This window comes from Acinetobacter pragensis (assembly GCF_001605895.1).
Lineage (GTDB): Bacteria > Pseudomonadota > Gammaproteobacteria > Pseudomonadales > Moraxellaceae > Acinetobacter > Acinetobacter pragensis.
Genome location: NZ_LUAW01000019.1, coordinates 46,352 through 62,640, shown reverse-complemented (window position 1 = coordinate 62,640; position 16,289 = coordinate 46,352). Strand labels below are relative to the sequence as shown.

Genomic DNA, 16,289 nt, shown 5'->3' with positions numbered 1-16,289 from the left:
TATCTAATACAGCAAAAGCAAACATACCAATTAGTCTTCTTAAGACTTCAAGCCCCCACTGTTGCCAAGCAGCCAATAATACTTCAGTATCCGAATCTGTATAAAAGGTAAAACCTAAGCATTTTAACTCGTCACGGATTTCCTGATAATTATATATTTCACCATTAAAAATAATACTATATTGATTACATTGTGATTCAAATGGTTGAATTGCAGCATTACTTAGATCGATAATAGACAAACGAGCATGTGCAAAAGCTACATACTTACTCTTCTGCTTATAAATAACATATTTATTAGCGTCTGGACCACGATGCCTAATTATCTCTAAAGCTGATTGAATTCCAGCCTCTATACTATTATTAGAAACAGATCCAACAAATCCACACATATAGTTAAATACCTTTATTCATGAAATACACATACACATACACATACACATACACATACACATACACATACACATACACATACACATACACATACACATACACATACACATACACATACACATACACATACACATACACATACACATTAGATCATAAAAATTATTTTAAATTTTAATTCAAACTAAGTTAAGAATAAAAATTTAAAAAAAATCTATGACTAAATACTTTTAAACCTACTTTCAACAAAAAAGGCAGGACATAAAACTCCAATAACAAACCATATAACCGGCCAAAATACCGCTGTTGAAAATATCGAAAAAACAAAAATAAGCAAAAAAATAATTTTATTTAATTTCAAATTTTTATTTTCACCTAAAATTGACCTATAACAACTAAAAATATAAATAAAAATAATAGTAAAACCCAACAAACCAAAATGAGTTAGCGAAAAAAATAAAAAACTATGTACATAAGTACCTTGCCCAGTTAATAAGGTATCAACATTTAAATCACCTATATATGGTGAATGTATAAAGTGAATATAAAAATTCCTTACAAATATCTCATAACGACTCTGAAAAGAAGATGACTCACCTGAACCATAACCCAATATACGCAATGATGAAACATCTAAATTTAAAAAAGCAAAAATAAAAAATAAAAAAATAAAAAATAAAAAAAATAATTTAATTATAGCCCTATTACTACCTTTTAAATCTTTAAAGAAAACATAAAAAGTACAACAAAATATTAAAATAGGAATAACTAAACCTTTGTTAGATCCAATAATTTGCGCTATAGAACCAACCAAAATCAACATTAAAAGATACAATAAAATAATAAAAATATTAATTGAAATTTTTTGATTTTTTTCCAAGATAAAAAAAACAATAATAGTAGATATAAAATATAGTATTACTAAAAAATCTCCAGCTCTTTGATACCCTTCCTCCAAATCTGAGATTAGAAAAATATCAAATCTAACATTTGATAGTGCATTACTCAAAATAAGAAAAAGACTTAAATCAATAAAAATTAAATAGAATATTAAAAAAAAGTAATTTCTAGAAAAAAAATTAAGAAATTTATTATTATTCATTAAATTTAAACTAAAAAACATCCCAAGAAAATAAAACAAGACTATTCCACCAGATGACCCCAGTGTATACGAAAAAAATCTTGATAGATCAAAATATTGAAATAAAGATTTCAAAAAAAAGTAAAAAATAAAAAATAAAAAAATAAAAAAATGCTTATAGACTAAAACCCTACCCTCAAATAATCTAAAAATAAGACCAAAAACAGATAGTAAAATATACAAATATATTAAAAAACTATAAGTTTGATCCGTGTTCAAAACAACAGAATTCACATTAAACATTAAAAATAAAATTAAAACAAAAACACATAATGAGTAATATATTGGTGAAAATATACTATAAACCCTATTTAGTTCCATCACGTACCTTTACATTTAACTAAAATTAATATAAAAATCATATATATCACATAAAAAATAAATCCAGAAAAAATATAGTAAATAATAGTAAATTTACTATCCACAAATAACACTACCAACAAGACTATTACGCGTAAAAAAAATCCAAAAAACTGTAAAATAAGGGCTGTTTTTTGCTCTCCAATAATATGCAATGCCATAGAAATAGGCGATGATAATATTTGCATAAAGTACCAAGGGATCATAATTAAAATATAATCACCCAAACCTGACCAATTTTGACCAAACAAAAATGTAAATATATATGGACTAATCAACGCTAAAAGAGAAAAAGGAATAACAACTAATTTAAATATCTTTTTTAAAATTGACACCGTATAACCATACAACTGCCCACTTTTATAAAATTCTGGTGCATGTGCTAAATAAGCTTGAGACATTGCTCCACCTATTAACCCCATAGGAATACCCAAAACCTTCATTGCAAGCATTAAATAGCCAATATCAGGTCCGAAAAAAAAACTTGCAATAATAATTAAAGGTAATTGTAATGCACTAGTATTAGCCAATGCTTCAAATGTAGAGTATTTAGGAAAATTTCTATACCTAGCAAATGTGGCCTTTAAAGGACTACTTCTGACAACAGCTAAATCCCTATTAGCACTAATAGCTAACTTAAAAAGCCCACCTGAAAAATTCAATAACTGCCCAATTATCAATCCTCCAAAACCTACAGAGAACATTCCACCAATCATGCTTGCTGCATTTCCGGATATAGCTTGAGTCATTCGAGTTTTGGCAATCTCTTTAAACCGTTTATGCCGTGTTGCCCAATACTGCAGAGCAGAATAAAATCCAGATACAAAAACACCAAGTGGTATTAACCATATCCAGTAAGATAATTGATCAATTATTTTATAATGTTGAATATATGGATAACTTATAAAAAGTAATACATAAAGAATTATGCTAAAAATTGTATTACTAAAAAATGACAAGAGTAATAAAGCCTTTCCATCATTTTCATTTTCTGGAATAGGAATAGCTATATCAAATCTTAAGCACGAAATTACAGCTAGAATAGAAACTATGGCGATATATATACCCAAAACTGAATAATCTTCTGGTGTATATAAACGCGTTAATATTGGTAAACAGAGAAAACCAATAAACTGAGCAAAAGCAGTACCTCCAACCAACACAGATACTGCTTTTAAAAAGCCTCCTTGAGCATTGAGCTTATTATTAATTTTTACAAGAAGGCTTTTCACTTTTAAATCAACCTAAAGCTTGAACAATTTTCTTTTGAGCTTCGACCGTCAAGTAGGGATGCATTGGCAAGCTCATAACTCTTTCAGCAATTGTATCACCTACGGTTAAGCTTACATTCGAATTTGCAACAGCAGGCTGTTTATTCAATGGAATTGGATAATGTACCGCAGTAGGAATACCCTGCTCTTTTAACTTCGCTTGCACATCATCACGGTTTTCAACTTGAATGGTATATTGCGCCCATGCACTTTGATTATGCGCTTCAATACATGGCGTAGTATCAATACCCGCTTCATTAAATAGTTTGGTATAGGTTTCTGCAACACGCTGACGTGCTTGCATTTCTTCATCCAAAATTTCAAGTTTTGGTAAAAGAATCGCAGCCTGCAATGTGTCTAGACGGCTATTCATACCTACACGTATGTGATGATAGCGTCGGTCTTGACCATGACGCGCAATTTGGCGAATTACTTTGGCAAGCTCATCGTCATTAGTAAATATCGCACCACCATCACCGTAACAACCCAAAGGCTTACTTGGGAAGAAACTTGTACAAGCCACAGTCGTTAAATTACAGCTTTTACGGCCTTTATACGTTGCACCAAAGCTTTGCGCAGCATCTTCAATGACAGGAATATTATACTTCGCAGCAATTGCATTGATTGCATCAAAATCAGCACATTGACCATATAAACTAACAGGAATAATCGCTTTAGTACGTGGTGTAATCGCTGCTTCTAATTGTTCTACATCCAAATTGTATGTTTTTATATTTACATCTACATAGACAGGTGTCGCACCTAATATTGCAACTGTTTCAGCCGTTGCAATATAGGTAAATCCAGGCGTAATAACTTCATCATCTGGACCAATTCCAAATGCCATTTGGGCAATTTGCAAGGCATCTGTACCGTTTGCACATGTAATGCAGTATTTCGCACCTATATAGGCAGCAAGTTTTTCTTCTAACTCTTTCACTTCAGGGCCTAAAATGTATTGGCCATGGGTTAATACATTTTGAATCCCAGATTCAATTTTATCTTTTAAACGTGCTTGCTGTGCTTTTAAATCAATAAATTCAATCATTTTCATGCCTGTTCTTTGATCACAGTGTCACCAGATAAGCGGTATATCGCACCTGTATGTGAACATACAGATTCTGCATTACCTTTTAATGGTAAATCTAACTGCTCTCCGAATTCACTCATCCAACCAATTTGTTTTGCAGGAACACCTACTATAAGAGCATATGCTGGGACATTTTTATTAACCACAGCACCTGCACCGACAAATGAGTATTCACCAATAGTTACACCACACACAATGGTACAGTTCGCACCCAGTGTTGCGCCTTTTTTAACCAAAGTGTTGCGATATTGGTCTTTACGCTCTATCAAGGAGCGCGGGTTATATACATTGGTGAAAACCATACTTGGTCCACAAAACACACCCTCTTCCAAGGTCACGTTATCGTACACCGACACATTATTTTGAACTTTACAATGGTCGCCAATAACGACTTTATTGCCAACAAATACGTTTTGTCCTAATGATACGCCTTGACCGATTTTGGCACCGCCACACACGTGGACAAAATGCCAAACTCGAGAATCGCTTCCAATTTGCGCACCTTCATCAACAATCGCAGTTTCATGCTGATAAAAACTCATAATCATTCCCTGATTTATTTTACTTTTGCTAATAATGGATGCGGATTCGCTGGGTTTTCTACCACTGGAGCAACGCGAATCACTTCAACAGTTTCAATCGCAGCACGGTTTTCTTCAACACCGTAACCTTTTCCAGCCAGAATACGTTGATAACTCTGCGTATGTAAATCTGTAAAACCGCCTGAAAACTCTAATTCTTCATTTTCAATCGTAATACTGCGGTAAGTCAGCTTTTCACCTTTTACAGCGTTTGACGGCAAGTTATTTGCATCGATAGACAAGAACCAGCGAACACGGGCACGTTCATATTCTAAATAGCCTGATGCAGTTTTCTCGTCACGAAAATGCACTTCGTTTTTAACGATATCACCAAAAATAAAATGCAGCATATCGTAGAAATGTACACCAATATTGGTTGCTACACCGCCTGACTTTTTATCTACACCTTTCCACGATTTTAAATACCATTTACCACGTGAAGTCAGATAAGTTAAATCGACATCAAATACTTTATCTGCAGGCGCTGCTTGCACTTTATCGCGTAAAGCAATAATTGATGGGTGTAAGCGCAATTGAAGAATTGAGTTTACTTTTGCACCATATTGTTTTTCATATTCAGCCAACATATTCAAGTCTTTTGAATTTAAAACCAACGGCTTTTCACAAATCACCTCAATACCATTTTTTAAGGCATATTTCATATGAGGCGCATGTAAATAGTTTGGTGAGCAAATTGCAACGTAATCTAATTTCTGACCTTTTAATTTTTGGTCTTCTACATACGCTTCAAACTCTTCAAACTCTGTAAAAAATTCAGCTTCAGGGAAATGACTATCCATAATTCCAACAGAATCATTGATATCCATTGCAACTGCTAAGGTATTACCTGTTTCTTTAATTGCTTTTAAATGACGTGGAGCGATATAACCAGCAGCACCAATAAGGGCAAATTTTTTCATTTATATAACTTCTTAAATTTTAAATTAGAGACGGAAAACGGTAAAACCTTGAGCAGTTAATTGATCACGATCGAATAAACTTTTCACATCTGCAATGACAGGCTTTTCGGATTTCACCAAATTACGCAATTCTAAAGCTGACATATCGCGGAATTCATTGTGGCCAACAGCAACAACCAAACTGTCTACCTTGTGTTCAGCATCGACTTGACCTAATTCAATACCGTATTCATGTTTAACTTCAGCAGCATCAGCCCATGGATCACAAACAACAACATTCACACCCCAGTGATCAAATTCAGCAATTACATCCGCAATTTTGCTATTACGAATATCGGGGCAGTTTTCTTTAAATGTCACACCTAAAATACCCACTGTAGCAGTCGTTACATCAATGCCATTTTTCACCATATTTTTAATGGTTGATTGCGCAACATATTGAGCCATATTGTCATTAATACGACGACCTGCAAGAATCACTTGTGGGTTATAGCCAACTTCTTCAGCTTTATGGGTTAAATAGTAAGGATCAACACCAATACAGTGTCCACCCACCAATCCTGGACGGAAAGGTAGGAAGTTCCATTTACTGCCAGCCGCTTCTAGCACATCAATCGTATCTATATCTAATCGATCAAATATAACTGACAACTCATTGACTAAAGCAATATTTAAGTCACGCTGAGTGTTTTCAATCACTTTTGCAGCTTCAGCAACTTTGATACTGCTTGCCTTATGTGTTCCTGCCATAATAATGCTTGAATATACCTGATCAACTAATGTTGCTACCTCAGGTGTACTGCCACTCGTAATTTTTTTAATTTTTGTCAAGGTGTTAACTTTATCACCTGGATTAATTCGTTCAGGGCTATATCCAGCATAAAAATCCTGATTAAACGTCAATCCAGAAACACGTTCAATTACAGGAATACAAACTTCTTCGGTCGCACCAGGATAAACCGTCGACTCGTAAACAACAATATCACTCTTAGATATTACTTTACCTATCGTTTCACTTGCTTTACGCAAAGGTGTAAGATCTGGTCGGTTTACACCATCAATCGGGGTTGGAACAGTTACAATAAAGAAGTTACAACTTTTCAAAGTATCCAAATCAGCTGAAAATTGTAAATATTCTGCTTTTTTTAATTCTTCAGGTGAAACTTCTAACGTGTGATCTTGACCACTTCTTAATTCATCGATTCTTTTTTGATGGATATCAAAACCAACAACTGGGCTTTTTTTACCAAATTCAACAGCTAGAGGTAAACCCACATAGCCTAACCCAATTACTGCAATTTTTAGTTCCGAGAGTTGCAACATTCCAGAGCCTTATAATTTATGATTTAATCATGTGAAAAACGGCTCATACTATAGCAGAAAACACCCTTTTATTTTTCGGGAATTATTATTTTTCGTAATCTAAAACTTATCAGCACACAATCAATGCTTATTTTTCAATCAAAATATTGGCATTTAAATAACATAGATTTATTTTAACCAGAAAAAGTTTGTTTCATTCCACAAAATACTCATTACATTGCAGCAACACATTCGTGCAGCAAATGCTAGGCTGATGACGCTTCTTAGTATAAAATACTGTCGCTATTATATTAATTTTTAGGCATAATTCGACCTAATTAAGCATTAAATTATTTCTATAAAATAGGATTCAGAGTGAGTTACTACCGTTATAGTATTATGTTGGCCTTAAGTTTAGGAATGACTGGCTGTGCCATTACTTCAGGCTTACAAACTTATGATTTGCCCGATGAAGGTGTTTATCAAACTGATTTGGGAACTCAAGTCAATGTAGTTAAGCTCACTCAAGAAACACTAGCTGCTGTGCAGCCTGCGCAAATCAATCAGCAAAGCTATGCCAGCTTATTTCATGCTGGCCATAAAAATTACCGCTTAAGTTCAGGTGATATCCTTTCCATTTATCTATGGGCTTATCCAGAAATTACTCCGCCGACCAATACTATAAGTAACGAAGAGGCGATTAAGTCCAACGGATATCAAATTGACCAACAAGGCTATATTCAATTTCCAGTGATTGGCCGCTATAAAGCCGCCGGCAAAACATTAAATCAAGTTAATCAAGAGCTGCGCAGCCAGCTGGCACGCTATTTAAAAACACCTGATGTTGTCGCCCGCGTCCTCTCCTATCAAGGCCAGCGTTTTTCGGTACAAGGTAACGTCATGAAAGGCGGGCAGTTTTCTTTAAGTGACCAGCCTGTCAGCGTTTATACTGCTTTAGGCATGGCTGGCGGTGTCAACACCCAATATGGCGATAACACTTCCATCACTTTGGTACGTCAGGGCCAAACTTATAATCTGAACAGCATTGAGCTGGAAAAAGCAGGCTATTCTTTACATAATTTGCTGATTCAGCCAAATGACACGCTTTATGTCAATTCACGCGAAAATCAAAAAATATATGTGATGGGTGAATCCGGTAAAAACCAGTCCTTGCCCATGCGTGATCAAGGCATGACTTTGAGCGATGCTTTGGGTGAAAGCCTAGGCTTGAATCCATTATCGGCCAGCCGCGGTAAAATTTATGTGGTCCGCAGCAGTCCAAGCAACCCAATGACTGAAATTTACCATTTGAACCTCACCAGCATTGGTGATTTTGGCTTGGCCAATCAGTTCAAACTGCGCAGCAATGACATTATTTATGTTGATGCTTCTGGTTTGGCGCGCTGGCAGCGGATTATCAACCAAGTTATTCCGTTCTCTAATATGATTTATAATATGGACCGCTTGGGACAATAATGCAGATTAAGAATATTTTAGTGGTCTGCATAGGCAATATTTGCAGAAGCCCCATGGCAGAATACTTTTTAAGACAGGAATATCCTGAGTTAACTGTTCACTCCGCAGGCATATCCGGCCTCATTGGGCATTCTGCCGATGAAAAAGCGCAACTGTGCATGCAGCGCTTAGGCATTGATATGTCCGGGCATATTGCGCGCAAGCTGAATGGAACATTAATTAAACAGGCGGATTTGATTTTGGTCATGAGCCAAAATCAGCAAAAGCACATTGAGCAGACTTGGCCCTTTGCGAAAGGCAAAACTTTCCGCTTGGGACACTGGCAGGGCCAAAATGTAGCTGACCCCTACCAGCATGCTCAATCTGTATTTGATGAGACCTGTCAGCTGATTCAGCAGTATGCGGCAGACTGGAAAAAACACATTTAACTGAATTTGAAATACGATTATGAGCCAAAATACTAATACTGAAGATACCATTGACTTAAAAGAGCTGTTTTTTTCTCTAATTGCACAATGGAAACTGATTGCGCTTTGCGTCATTCTAAGTTTAGTGTTTGCCCTGCTATATCTACGGGCAACACCCGATACTTATGCCGTTAATGCACTAGTGCAAGTAGAAGAAAGTAAAGGCACATCGGCTGCGCTTTTGGGCAGTTTATCCAGCATGGTCGATCAAAAACAGCCAGCACAGGCCGAAATTGAAATATTAAAATCCCGTTTGGTCTTGGGTACAGTCATTCAAAACCTAAATCTGGATTTAAAAATCTCCGGCACTCAGAATTCTTTTACTGACCGCTTATTTGCACCGCATGACTACCGTACCGAGTATCGATCAAAATCGGTTCTGTTCAAAGATGATGAAAAATCTTTTGATGTGCGAAAATTTGCCATCCCTGCAGACTATCGTGACATACCGTTAGAACTGCATTTTAACAGCAATAAATTTAATTTAATAAACCCAAAAACTGAAGAAATTATATTCAGTGGAACTACCAACACCAACAACCAGCTGCAAACCCTCAAAGGTCTATGGCAAGTCTCTATTTTCAGTCACGACCAGCTCAATGATATCTATTTAGTTACAAAACAATCATTACCGGCAGCTGTCGACAGCATACTGGCTAATTTTTCAGTTGCTGAAAAAGGCAAAATGACAGGTGTTCTGGGACTGAATTATCAAGGACAGGATAAAGAGCACATTACCCAAGTTTTAAACTCAATTTTGACGGCATACAGCCAGCAAAATATTGAACGCCGTACGGCTGAAAGCGCACAGACTTTAAAATTTCTGGATGAGCAACTACCTGATCTAAAACAACAGCTGGATGTCGCAGAGCGTGAATTTAACAAATTCCGCCTGCAATACAATACGGTTGATGTCACCAAAGAGTCAGAGCTTTATTTAACTCAAAGCATTACGCTAGAAACTCAAAAAGCAGAACTGGAACAAAAAGTTGCAGAAGCCGGCGCCAAATACACCAGTGAACATCCGGTCATGCAGCAGATGAATGCCCAACTGACAGCATTAAACAAAAAAATTGGTGAATTAGAAAATACTCTCAAGCAGCTGCCCGATTTACAGCGCCGTTACTTACAGCTCTACCGTGAAGTGGAAGTTAAAACACAGCTTTATACTTCTCTGCTGAACTCCTACCAGCAATTGCGTATTGCTAAAGCTGGTGAAATTGGCAATGTTCGTGTAGTCGATACTGCTGTTGAACCGATTGAACCGATCGCGCCGAAAAAGTTGCTGATTTTAATTCTGTCTATTTTCTTTGGCGGCTTCTTAGGTGCACTATTGGCATTACTGCGCAATATGATGCGTTCAGGCATTAAAGACTCGTCTCAAATTGAAAATGAGCTCGATTTACCGGTTTATGCCACTGTACCGCGTTCACCGGTTCAAGAAAGCCGTATCAAGCTGCTGAAGAAGAAAAAACATATTCCTGTATTGGCGGTTAAAAATGGCGATGATATTGCCATTGAAAGCTTGCGCAGCATGCGTACTGCAATTCATTTTGCCTTAAGCGCAGCCAAAAATAATTTTATTATGATTTCAGGCCCTGCGCCAGAAGTCGGCAAATCTTTTATTTCAACCAACTTGGCCGCCATTCTGGCGCAAAGCGATAAACGCGTTCTGATTGTAGACGCCGATATGCGCCGCGGCTATCTGCATAAATACTTCAGCACAGATAACCAGCCCGGTCTGGCTGATTATCTGAATGGCTTCCAAGAGCTGGACAGTATTATTAAACCGACAGAAATTGCAGGTTTAAGCGTAATCACCCGCGGTAAAAATCCCACGAATCCTTCAGAGCTGCTGAGTTCCGCAAAATTCGCGGCTCTGCTGGAACAGCTGTCACCAATGTTTGACCATGTCATCATTGATACACCGCCAGTGCTGGCGGTAACCGACGGCATTATTATTTCACAATATACAGGCGTGAATTTAGTCATCGCCCGTTATGCAAAAACCCAAATGAAAGAGCTGGAACTTACCGTCAACCGTTTTGAACAGGTCGGCGTGAAAGTCAATGGGATCATCCTAAATGACATCCAGCACACGGCTGGCAGCGGCTATAACTACTCTTATGGCTATAAGGCAGCCGAAGAAGAGGATTAATTGCTACCCCCTGAAAAAAGCCAGTGTTCACACTGGCTTTTTTTATTTTTAAAGGATAAATTCAACCCATGCCTTTTGCGCTTTATTGTATAAAAAATGTTTTATATATTCAGTATTTGATAGAATAGCAATCTAAAAATGACTATGATAATTTTCTAAACTGATGAGACATTAGAAACCTGTCACTTAGAAAAGTCTGCTAAAATTTTAGCAACTTTTTACATATAAAATAATTGTGGGAAAATTTATGAGTAAGGCCCTACCCATTGCTGTCGCTGTTCTACTAGGCGGTGCTGCGCTTGTTCCAGTTTATTATGCAACTCAAAAGCCTGCTGTACAGGCAGCGACTTCAACAGAGCCTGCTGCAAATGCATCAGCTGTAGAGAAAATCAGCTATGCTTTGGGTTACGAAGTGGCGCATCAAACGCCGCCTGAACTCAACATCGACAGTTTTGTTACAGGTGTCCGCGCTGGCCATGCACGCGCTAAACCTGCCTATACAGAAGAAGAACTGCAGCAAGCCTATGTGCAGTTCCAGCAGGAAATGCAACAAAAACAGCTGGATCAGACCAAACAAGCGAAAACCAGCAGCGATTCTTTCTTAGCTGAAAATGCGAAAAAACCAGGCGTTAAAACAACCGCGTCCGGCTTGCAATATAAAATTACGCAAGAAGGAACAGGCAAACAGCCTGCAGCCAATTCTGTAGTGACCGTTCACTACAAAGGCCAGCTGGTTGACGGCAAAGTATTTGACAGCTCGATTGAACGCGGCGAACCTATTGAATTCCCGCTGAATCAAGTGATTCCAGGCTGGACAGAAGGTTTGCAGCTGATGAAAGAAGGCGGTAAAGCGACGCTTTATATTCCGTCCAATCTTGGCTATGGCGAACAAGGTGTTCCAGGAACGATTCCGCCAAACAGTACTTTAATATTTGATGTTGAACTGATTAAAGTGAAATAACAAAAATTTTAAGGAGAGCCCAATAAGCTCTCCTTTTCTTTATTTTTTTGAGATGCCTATGAAAATTCAAATGACCCTGCTCTGCCTTGCCTTATGCGCTAGCACTACATTTGCCAAAGAAATTAACAACAAAAGCAGCGTATCAGAACAAGTTGGCTACAGTTTTGGCTACCTCATGGGCCGCAGCAACGCAGATGCCATGAAAGATATGGATGTGAATGCATTTATTGAAGGCTTGAAAACAGCTTCTCAAGGCAAGGATGCATCTCTCAGCGATGAAGAAATGACCCGCGTACTCACTCAATACAAAAAGCAGTCTGAAGCCAAACAGCTGATTGAACTCAAGCAGAAAGCCGAACAGAATGCAAAAATCGGGGCGGCTTTCTTAGCTGACAATGCAAAAAAATCGGGCGTGAAAGTGACGCCATCCGGGCTGCAGTATCAGGTGTTGAAAGCAGGCCAAGGTAAATCGCCAAAGGCGAATTCTACCGTCAAAGTAGACTATGAAGGCCGTTTGATTGACGGTACGGTTTTTGACAGCTCTATTGCGCGCAATCAGCCGGCCAGCTTCCAAGTCAGCCAAGTCATTCAGGGCTGGACCGAAGGCCTGCAGCTGATGAAAGAAGGCGCAAAATACCGCTTTTTTATTCCTGCGAATTTAGCATACGGGCAAATTGGCTCAGGCGATGTGATTGAGCCGAACAGCACGCTAATTTTTGATGTTGAGCTGATTGAAATCGCGGCCAAATAAATCATTACAATTTTTTCAGCTGCAGCGCTTTAATGCGCTGTATGCTTTTATGCGCATCATTCATTTGCGCCTTAATTATATTTTTATCTTTTTTTGCTTTTAGCCCGCTGCAGTTAGGCATGAACTCATTTTTTAAACATCATTAATAAAATCAGATTATTATGCTTTAATCATGGACTTTATCATCGAACAGGGATTGATACATGGCATTGAAAATTAAAACACGTGAAATCGAATACACCGCGGCTGATGGCGCCAAACTGATTGGCTATTTTGCTGCGCCTGAAACGGATGCTGCCGTGCCTGGGGTGATTGTCGCGCCCGAATGGTGGGGCCGCAATGAATATACAGAACAGCGCGCACGCGAGTTGGCGGAACATGGCTATGCAGCCTTCGCCATTGATATGTATGGGGATAAAAAAGTCACCACCGCTGTCAGCGATGCCTCTGCATGGATGATGCAGACTTTTGAAGACCCTGAAACTATTGTCACCCGCGCATCGGCAGGATTGCGCGTATTGGCGCAGCAGCCTGAAGTCAAGGCAGACCAGCTGGCTGCTGTCGGCTTTTGCTATGGCGGAAAAGTGGTGCTGGATTTAGCGCGTTCAGGTGCCGATCTGCAGGCTGTCGCAACCTTCCATGCCACCTTGACCCCTAAAGCGCCGGCGCAGAAAGGCGTGGTCAAGGCAGAAATCCTCGTGATGCATGGCGAACTTGACAGCATGGTCAGTCTGGATGATGTGGCTGCATTCCGTCAGGAAATGCATGCAGCCGGCGTTGAACACGAAGTGATTGTGTATGAAGATGCAAAGCACGGCTTCAGCAACCCGCTGGCGGATGAACGCGCGAAAGCCAACGGCGTTGATTTAGGCTATAACGCCGCGGCTGAGAAGAACAGCCTTGAAGCCATGTATGAGCTGCTGAACCGCAAGTTAACCCAATAAAGAATGAGTAAAAAATTACTGCGCGCATATCAATTGAATAATGATTTGGAGGATTGAACAATGACTGACAGCAACTGCCCGTATTGCAATTATGATGAGTTTGATGTGATTGCACAGAATGAATTTGGCGTCATCTTGCCGGAACCTCACAGCTTGTCCAAAGGGCATAGCGTCATTATTCCTTTACGCCATGTCAGCTCTTTTTTTGACATCACCGACAAAGAGCGCAAAAGCATGCTGTCGCTGCTGGAACAGGCACGCAATGAATTGACGCTGCGCCATCACCCGACTGGATTCCATATTGGATTCAATGACGGCACTGTTTTCGGTGAATCGACTGCGCATCTGCACATTCATATTATCCCGCGCTATGAAAACCAAACTTTAGCGCTGGACGAGCGCTGGGGCTTTACAGGCTAAGTAAATTTGGCTGAAAAAAAGGATCTTCGGGTCCTTTTTTATGCTTTGGCCGGCAAGTTTGATTATTCTGCATCTGCGGAAATTGCAATAAAAAATCCCGTGTATACTAAGGCGGTTTTTTCTGTTGACTGCCCAATTCTATGTTCGTATTTTCAGATGCCCTGCTGGCTTGGTTTGATGTGCATGGCCGCCACGATTTGCCTTGGCAGATTGCAGATGACCCTTACAAAGTCTGGGTCTCAGAAATTATGCTGCAGCAAACCCAAGTCAAAACCGTACTGCAGTATTTTGACCGATTTATTGAACGCTTTCCCGCGGTGCAAGATTTAGGACAAGCGCAGTGGGATGATGTTGCGCCGTATTGGGCAGGTCTCGGCTATTACGCGCGGGCACGCAACCTGCATAAAGCCGCAGGCATCGTCAGCCGCCGCGGGCAGTTCCCAGAAACTTTGGAACAGTGGATTGAACTTCCCGGCATTGGCCGTTCAACCGCTGGGGCATTGATGTCCTTAGGGCTGCGCCAGTACGGCGTGATTATGGACGGCAATGTAAAACGCGTTCTGTCCCGTTTTTTTGCTATTGAAGATGATCTCTCCAAACCGCTGCATGAGCGGGAAATGTGGGCGCTGGCGGAACAGCTCTGCCCCGAACAACGCAACCATGACTATACCCAAGCCATTATGGACTTGGGCGCCACAGTCTGCACACCTAAAAAGCCGCTTTGCCTGTACTGCCCGATGCAGCAGCACTGCAAGGCGCATCAGCAAGGCATTGAAACCGAATTGCCATTTAAAAAACCTAAAAAAGCCGTACCTGTCCGAGAGGGGCAAGTGCTGCTGCTCTGCGCTGGCCATGAGTGGCTTTGGCAGCAGCGCCCCGCCTCAGGCTTATGGGGAGGCTTATGGAGCCTGCCTATTTTTGAACAGCCACATGAGTTTCAGCAATGCGTACAGTCGCTTAATTTGAAGAATAAAACTGCTTCGGCCAATATTTCACACAGTTTTACCCATTTTACCTGGCTGCTGGACGCGTCTGTTTTTGAGGTGGCAGAAGACCAAAAAGAACATTTAGCCATTGAATTAGGCGGTCAATGGTTCAGCCCTGAACAGGCGGCGGCGCTTGGACTTCCGACAGCCATGAAAAAATTGATCTCGGCGGTGAATCTATGACATAGTCAGAGCAAGCCTGAATGGCATTCAACAATAATGATTGAGGGAAAATTTGTGCTGCGCCTGATTGCTCTTGCCTTCCTTGGCTTCCAAATTATTTTACTGGCCGCCTGTACCACAGCGCCTAAACGCCCTTCATCCGGCGGGTTGCCTGCAGATCAGGTCCAAAAATTAAAAAACATGCGCCTATCCAACAGCTTGCCTGTGCCTGTAGAGCATATAAAACGCAAGGAACTGAAGGATACTTGGGGCGCTTCACGCAGCCAAGGCCGTGCCCACGAAGGCATCGATATCATGGCTCCACGTGGAACAAAAGTTTACAGCGCTACAGACGGCTTGATTGCTGACTTACGCAATAACAATTTGGGTGGTAAAGTGATTTGGGTGATGGGGCCGGCTGGATCGTGGCATTACTATGCGCATTTAGACGGCCATAAGCGCGGGCTTCATATCGGCGACACCGTCAAGAAGGGCGACGTCATTGGCTATGTCGGCAATACCGGCAACGCGCGCTCTACATCGCCTCATTTGCATTACGGCATCTATCTGAACGGCAAAGGGCGCGGCGCAGTTAACCCTTTCCCCTATTTACGCTAATTGTTAGGAAATATTCATGTCAGAAGCACTGATCAACCGTCTAGTCGAATTTGCTGAGTCAGGCAATCAGCAAAGAATTGTCTTAGCCGGACAAAGCTATCAAGGCTGGATTATGGAAATTACCGAAGAGGCCCTGCTGATCAGTACGGGCTATGCAGATAAATCCGGCAAAGATGTCTGGATTCAATTTTCAGATTTAGGCCAAGCGGCATTATCTTACTGGGACAACAAAAACGATCAATGGGCTGAATTCAGCATTTAAGTTTCATCCCGCCCTTTTCAGCCAATCTTC

At 39.9% G+C, this 16,289-nt stretch carries 17 protein-coding genes and 1 pseudogene; 10 read left to right on the top strand and 8 right to left on the bottom strand.

Going from position 1 to position 16,289, the window contains the following annotated elements; translation table 11 throughout:
* The 8 genes and pseudogenes from AZH43_RS08475 to tviB form a co-directional block, all read right to left on the bottom strand.
* Positions 1 to 391, bottom strand: a pseudogene (locus AZH43_RS08475) (asparagine synthase (glutamine-hydrolyzing)); the annotation flags it as partial.
* Positions 392 to 395: 4 nt separating this feature from the next.
* Positions 396 to 536: a hypothetical protein gene (locus AZH43_RS18600; RefSeq protein ID WP_162492933.1), complete on the bottom strand. Its 141-nt coding sequence runs from the start codon at positions 534 to 536 to the stop codon at positions 396 to 398.
* A 73-nt stretch (positions 537 to 609) separates the two neighbouring features.
* Entirely contained in the window at positions 610 to 1,491 is an 882-nt protein-coding gene (locus AZH43_RS08470) for a hypothetical protein (protein WP_131796929.1), read from the bottom strand.
* 359 nt (positions 1,492 to 1,850) lie between these two features.
* Positions 1,851 to 3,122, bottom strand: a complete 1,272-nt coding sequence (locus AZH43_RS08465) for an oligosaccharide flippase family protein (protein WP_067668677.1) — start codon at positions 3,120 to 3,122, stop codon at positions 1,851 to 1,853.
* Between the two features lie 7 nt (positions 3,123 to 3,129).
* Entirely contained in the window at positions 3,130 to 4,209 is a 1,080-nt protein-coding gene (locus AZH43_RS08460) for a DegT/DnrJ/EryC1/StrS family aminotransferase (RefSeq protein WP_067668675.1), read from the bottom strand.
* Between the two features lie 2 nt (positions 4,210 to 4,211).
* Positions 4,212 to 4,793, bottom strand: a complete 582-nt coding sequence (gene wbpD, locus AZH43_RS08455; protein WP_067668674.1) for a UDP-2-acetamido-3-amino-2,3-dideoxy-D-glucuronate N-acetyltransferase — start codon at positions 4,791 to 4,793, stop codon at positions 4,212 to 4,214.
* Between the two features lie 14 nt (positions 4,794 to 4,807).
* On the bottom strand, positions 4,808 to 5,752 hold the full coding sequence (locus AZH43_RS08450; RefSeq protein ID WP_067668672.1) for a Gfo/Idh/MocA family protein: 945 nt from the start codon (positions 5,750 to 5,752) through the stop codon (positions 4,808 to 4,810).
* Positions 5,753 to 5,776: 24 nt separating this feature from the next.
* The gene (gene tviB / locus AZH43_RS08445; RefSeq protein ID WP_067668683.1) at positions 5,777 to 7,072 is read right to left on the bottom strand and encodes a Vi polysaccharide biosynthesis UDP-N-acetylglucosamine C-6 dehydrogenase TviB; all 1,296 of its coding nucleotides are present in this window, start codon (positions 7,070 to 7,072) and stop codon (positions 5,777 to 5,779) included.
* A gap of 381 nt (positions 7,073 to 7,453) precedes the next feature.
* Between tviB and AZH43_RS08440 the strand changes: the two genes are divergently transcribed.
* The 10 genes from AZH43_RS08440 to AZH43_RS08395 all read left to right on the top strand — a co-directional run bounded on the left by AZH43_RS08440 (position 7,454) and on the right by AZH43_RS08395 (position 16,259).
* On the top strand, positions 7,454 to 8,530 hold the full coding sequence (locus AZH43_RS08440; RefSeq protein WP_406564616.1) for a polysaccharide biosynthesis/export family protein: 1,077 nt from the start codon (positions 7,454 to 7,456) through the stop codon (positions 8,528 to 8,530).
* The gene (locus AZH43_RS08435) at positions 8,530 to 8,958 is read left to right on the top strand and encodes a low molecular weight protein-tyrosine-phosphatase (protein ID WP_067668667.1); all 429 of its coding nucleotides are present in this window, start codon (positions 8,530 to 8,532) and stop codon (positions 8,956 to 8,958) included. Before AZH43_RS08440 ends, AZH43_RS08435 begins: the two co-directional genes overlap by 1 nt.
* A gap of 19 nt (positions 8,959 to 8,977) precedes the next feature.
* Positions 8,978 to 11,155, top strand: coding sequence for a polysaccharide biosynthesis tyrosine autokinase (locus AZH43_RS08430; RefSeq protein ID WP_067668665.1), 2,178 nt, complete (start codon positions 8,978 to 8,980; stop codon positions 11,153 to 11,155).
* 247 nt (positions 11,156 to 11,402) lie between these two features.
* Positions 11,403 to 12,116 (top strand): FKBP-type peptidyl-prolyl cis-trans isomerase, encoded by a 714-nt coding sequence (locus tag AZH43_RS08425; RefSeq protein ID WP_067668663.1) that lies wholly within the window; start codon positions 11,403 to 11,405, stop codon positions 12,114 to 12,116.
* A 58-nt stretch (positions 12,117 to 12,174) separates the two neighbouring features.
* Entirely contained in the window at positions 12,175 to 12,867 is a 693-nt protein-coding gene (locus AZH43_RS08420) for an FKBP-type peptidyl-prolyl cis-trans isomerase (protein ID WP_067668661.1), read from the top strand.
* A 203-nt stretch (positions 12,868 to 13,070) separates the two neighbouring features.
* On the top strand, positions 13,071 to 13,811 hold the full coding sequence (locus tag AZH43_RS08415; RefSeq protein WP_067668659.1) for a dienelactone hydrolase family protein: 741 nt from the start codon (positions 13,071 to 13,073) through the stop codon (positions 13,809 to 13,811).
* 60 nt (positions 13,812 to 13,871) lie between these two features.
* On the top strand, positions 13,872 to 14,231 hold the full coding sequence (locus AZH43_RS08410) for an HIT family protein (protein ID WP_067668657.1): 360 nt from the start codon (positions 13,872 to 13,874) through the stop codon (positions 14,229 to 14,231).
* 140 nt (positions 14,232 to 14,371) lie between these two features.
* Positions 14,372 to 15,400: an A/G-specific adenine glycosylase gene (mutY, locus tag AZH43_RS08405; protein ID WP_067668655.1), complete on the top strand. Its 1,029-nt coding sequence runs from the start codon at positions 14,372 to 14,374 to the stop codon at positions 15,398 to 15,400.
* A 36-nt stretch (positions 15,401 to 15,436) separates the two neighbouring features.
* A complete protein-coding gene (locus AZH43_RS08400; protein WP_067668653.1) occupies positions 15,437 to 15,997 on the top strand; it encodes a M23 family metallopeptidase in 561 nt (186 codons plus the stop codon).
* Positions 15,998 to 16,013: 16 nt separating this feature from the next.
* Positions 16,014 to 16,259, top strand: coding sequence for a hypothetical protein (locus tag AZH43_RS08395; protein ID WP_067668649.1), 246 nt, complete (start codon positions 16,014 to 16,016; stop codon positions 16,257 to 16,259).
* Positions 16,260 to 16,289 lie beyond the last annotated feature (30 nt).

Bases quoted from the DNA above. Each gene is read 5' to 3' on its own strand.
- AZH43_RS08470 (WP_131796929.1), bottom strand. From the start codon at position 1,491: ATGAATAATAATAAATTTCTTAATTTTTTTTCTAGAAATTACTTTTTT.
- AZH43_RS08460 (WP_067668675.1), bottom strand. From the start codon at position 4,209: ATGATTGAATTTATTGATTTAAAAGCACAGCAAGCACGTTTAAAAGAT.
- wbpD (WP_067668674.1), bottom strand. From the start codon at position 4,793: ATGAGTTTTTATCAGCATGAAACTGCGATTGTTGATGAAGGTGCGCAA.
- AZH43_RS08450 (WP_067668672.1), bottom strand. From the start codon at position 5,752: ATGAAAAAATTTGCCCTTATTGGTGCTGCTGGTTATATCGCTCCACGT.
- AZH43_RS08440 (WP_406564616.1), top strand. From the start codon at position 7,454: ATGTTGGCCTTAAGTTTAGGAATGACTGGCTGTGCCATTACTTCAGGC.
- AZH43_RS08435 (WP_067668667.1), top strand. From the start codon at position 8,530: ATGCAGATTAAGAATATTTTAGTGGTCTGCATAGGCAATATTTGCAGA.
- AZH43_RS08430 (WP_067668665.1), top strand. From the start codon at position 8,978: ATGAGCCAAAATACTAATACTGAAGATACCATTGACTTAAAAGAGCTG.
- AZH43_RS08425 (WP_067668663.1), top strand. From the start codon at position 11,403: ATGAGTAAGGCCCTACCCATTGCTGTCGCTGTTCTACTAGGCGGTGCT.
- AZH43_RS08420 (WP_067668661.1), top strand. From the start codon at position 12,175: ATGAAAATTCAAATGACCCTGCTCTGCCTTGCCTTATGCGCTAGCACT.
- AZH43_RS08415 (WP_067668659.1), top strand. From the start codon at position 13,071: ATGGCATTGAAAATTAAAACACGTGAAATCGAATACACCGCGGCTGAT.
- AZH43_RS08410 (WP_067668657.1), top strand. From the start codon at position 13,872: ATGACTGACAGCAACTGCCCGTATTGCAATTATGATGAGTTTGATGTG.
- mutY (WP_067668655.1), top strand. From the start codon at position 14,372: ATGTTCGTATTTTCAGATGCCCTGCTGGCTTGGTTTGATGTGCATGGC.
- AZH43_RS08400 (WP_067668653.1), top strand. From the start codon at position 15,437: ATGATTGAGGGAAAATTTGTGCTGCGCCTGATTGCTCTTGCCTTCCTT.
- AZH43_RS08395 (WP_067668649.1), top strand. From the start codon at position 16,014: ATGTCAGAAGCACTGATCAACCGTCTAGTCGAATTTGCTGAGTCAGGC.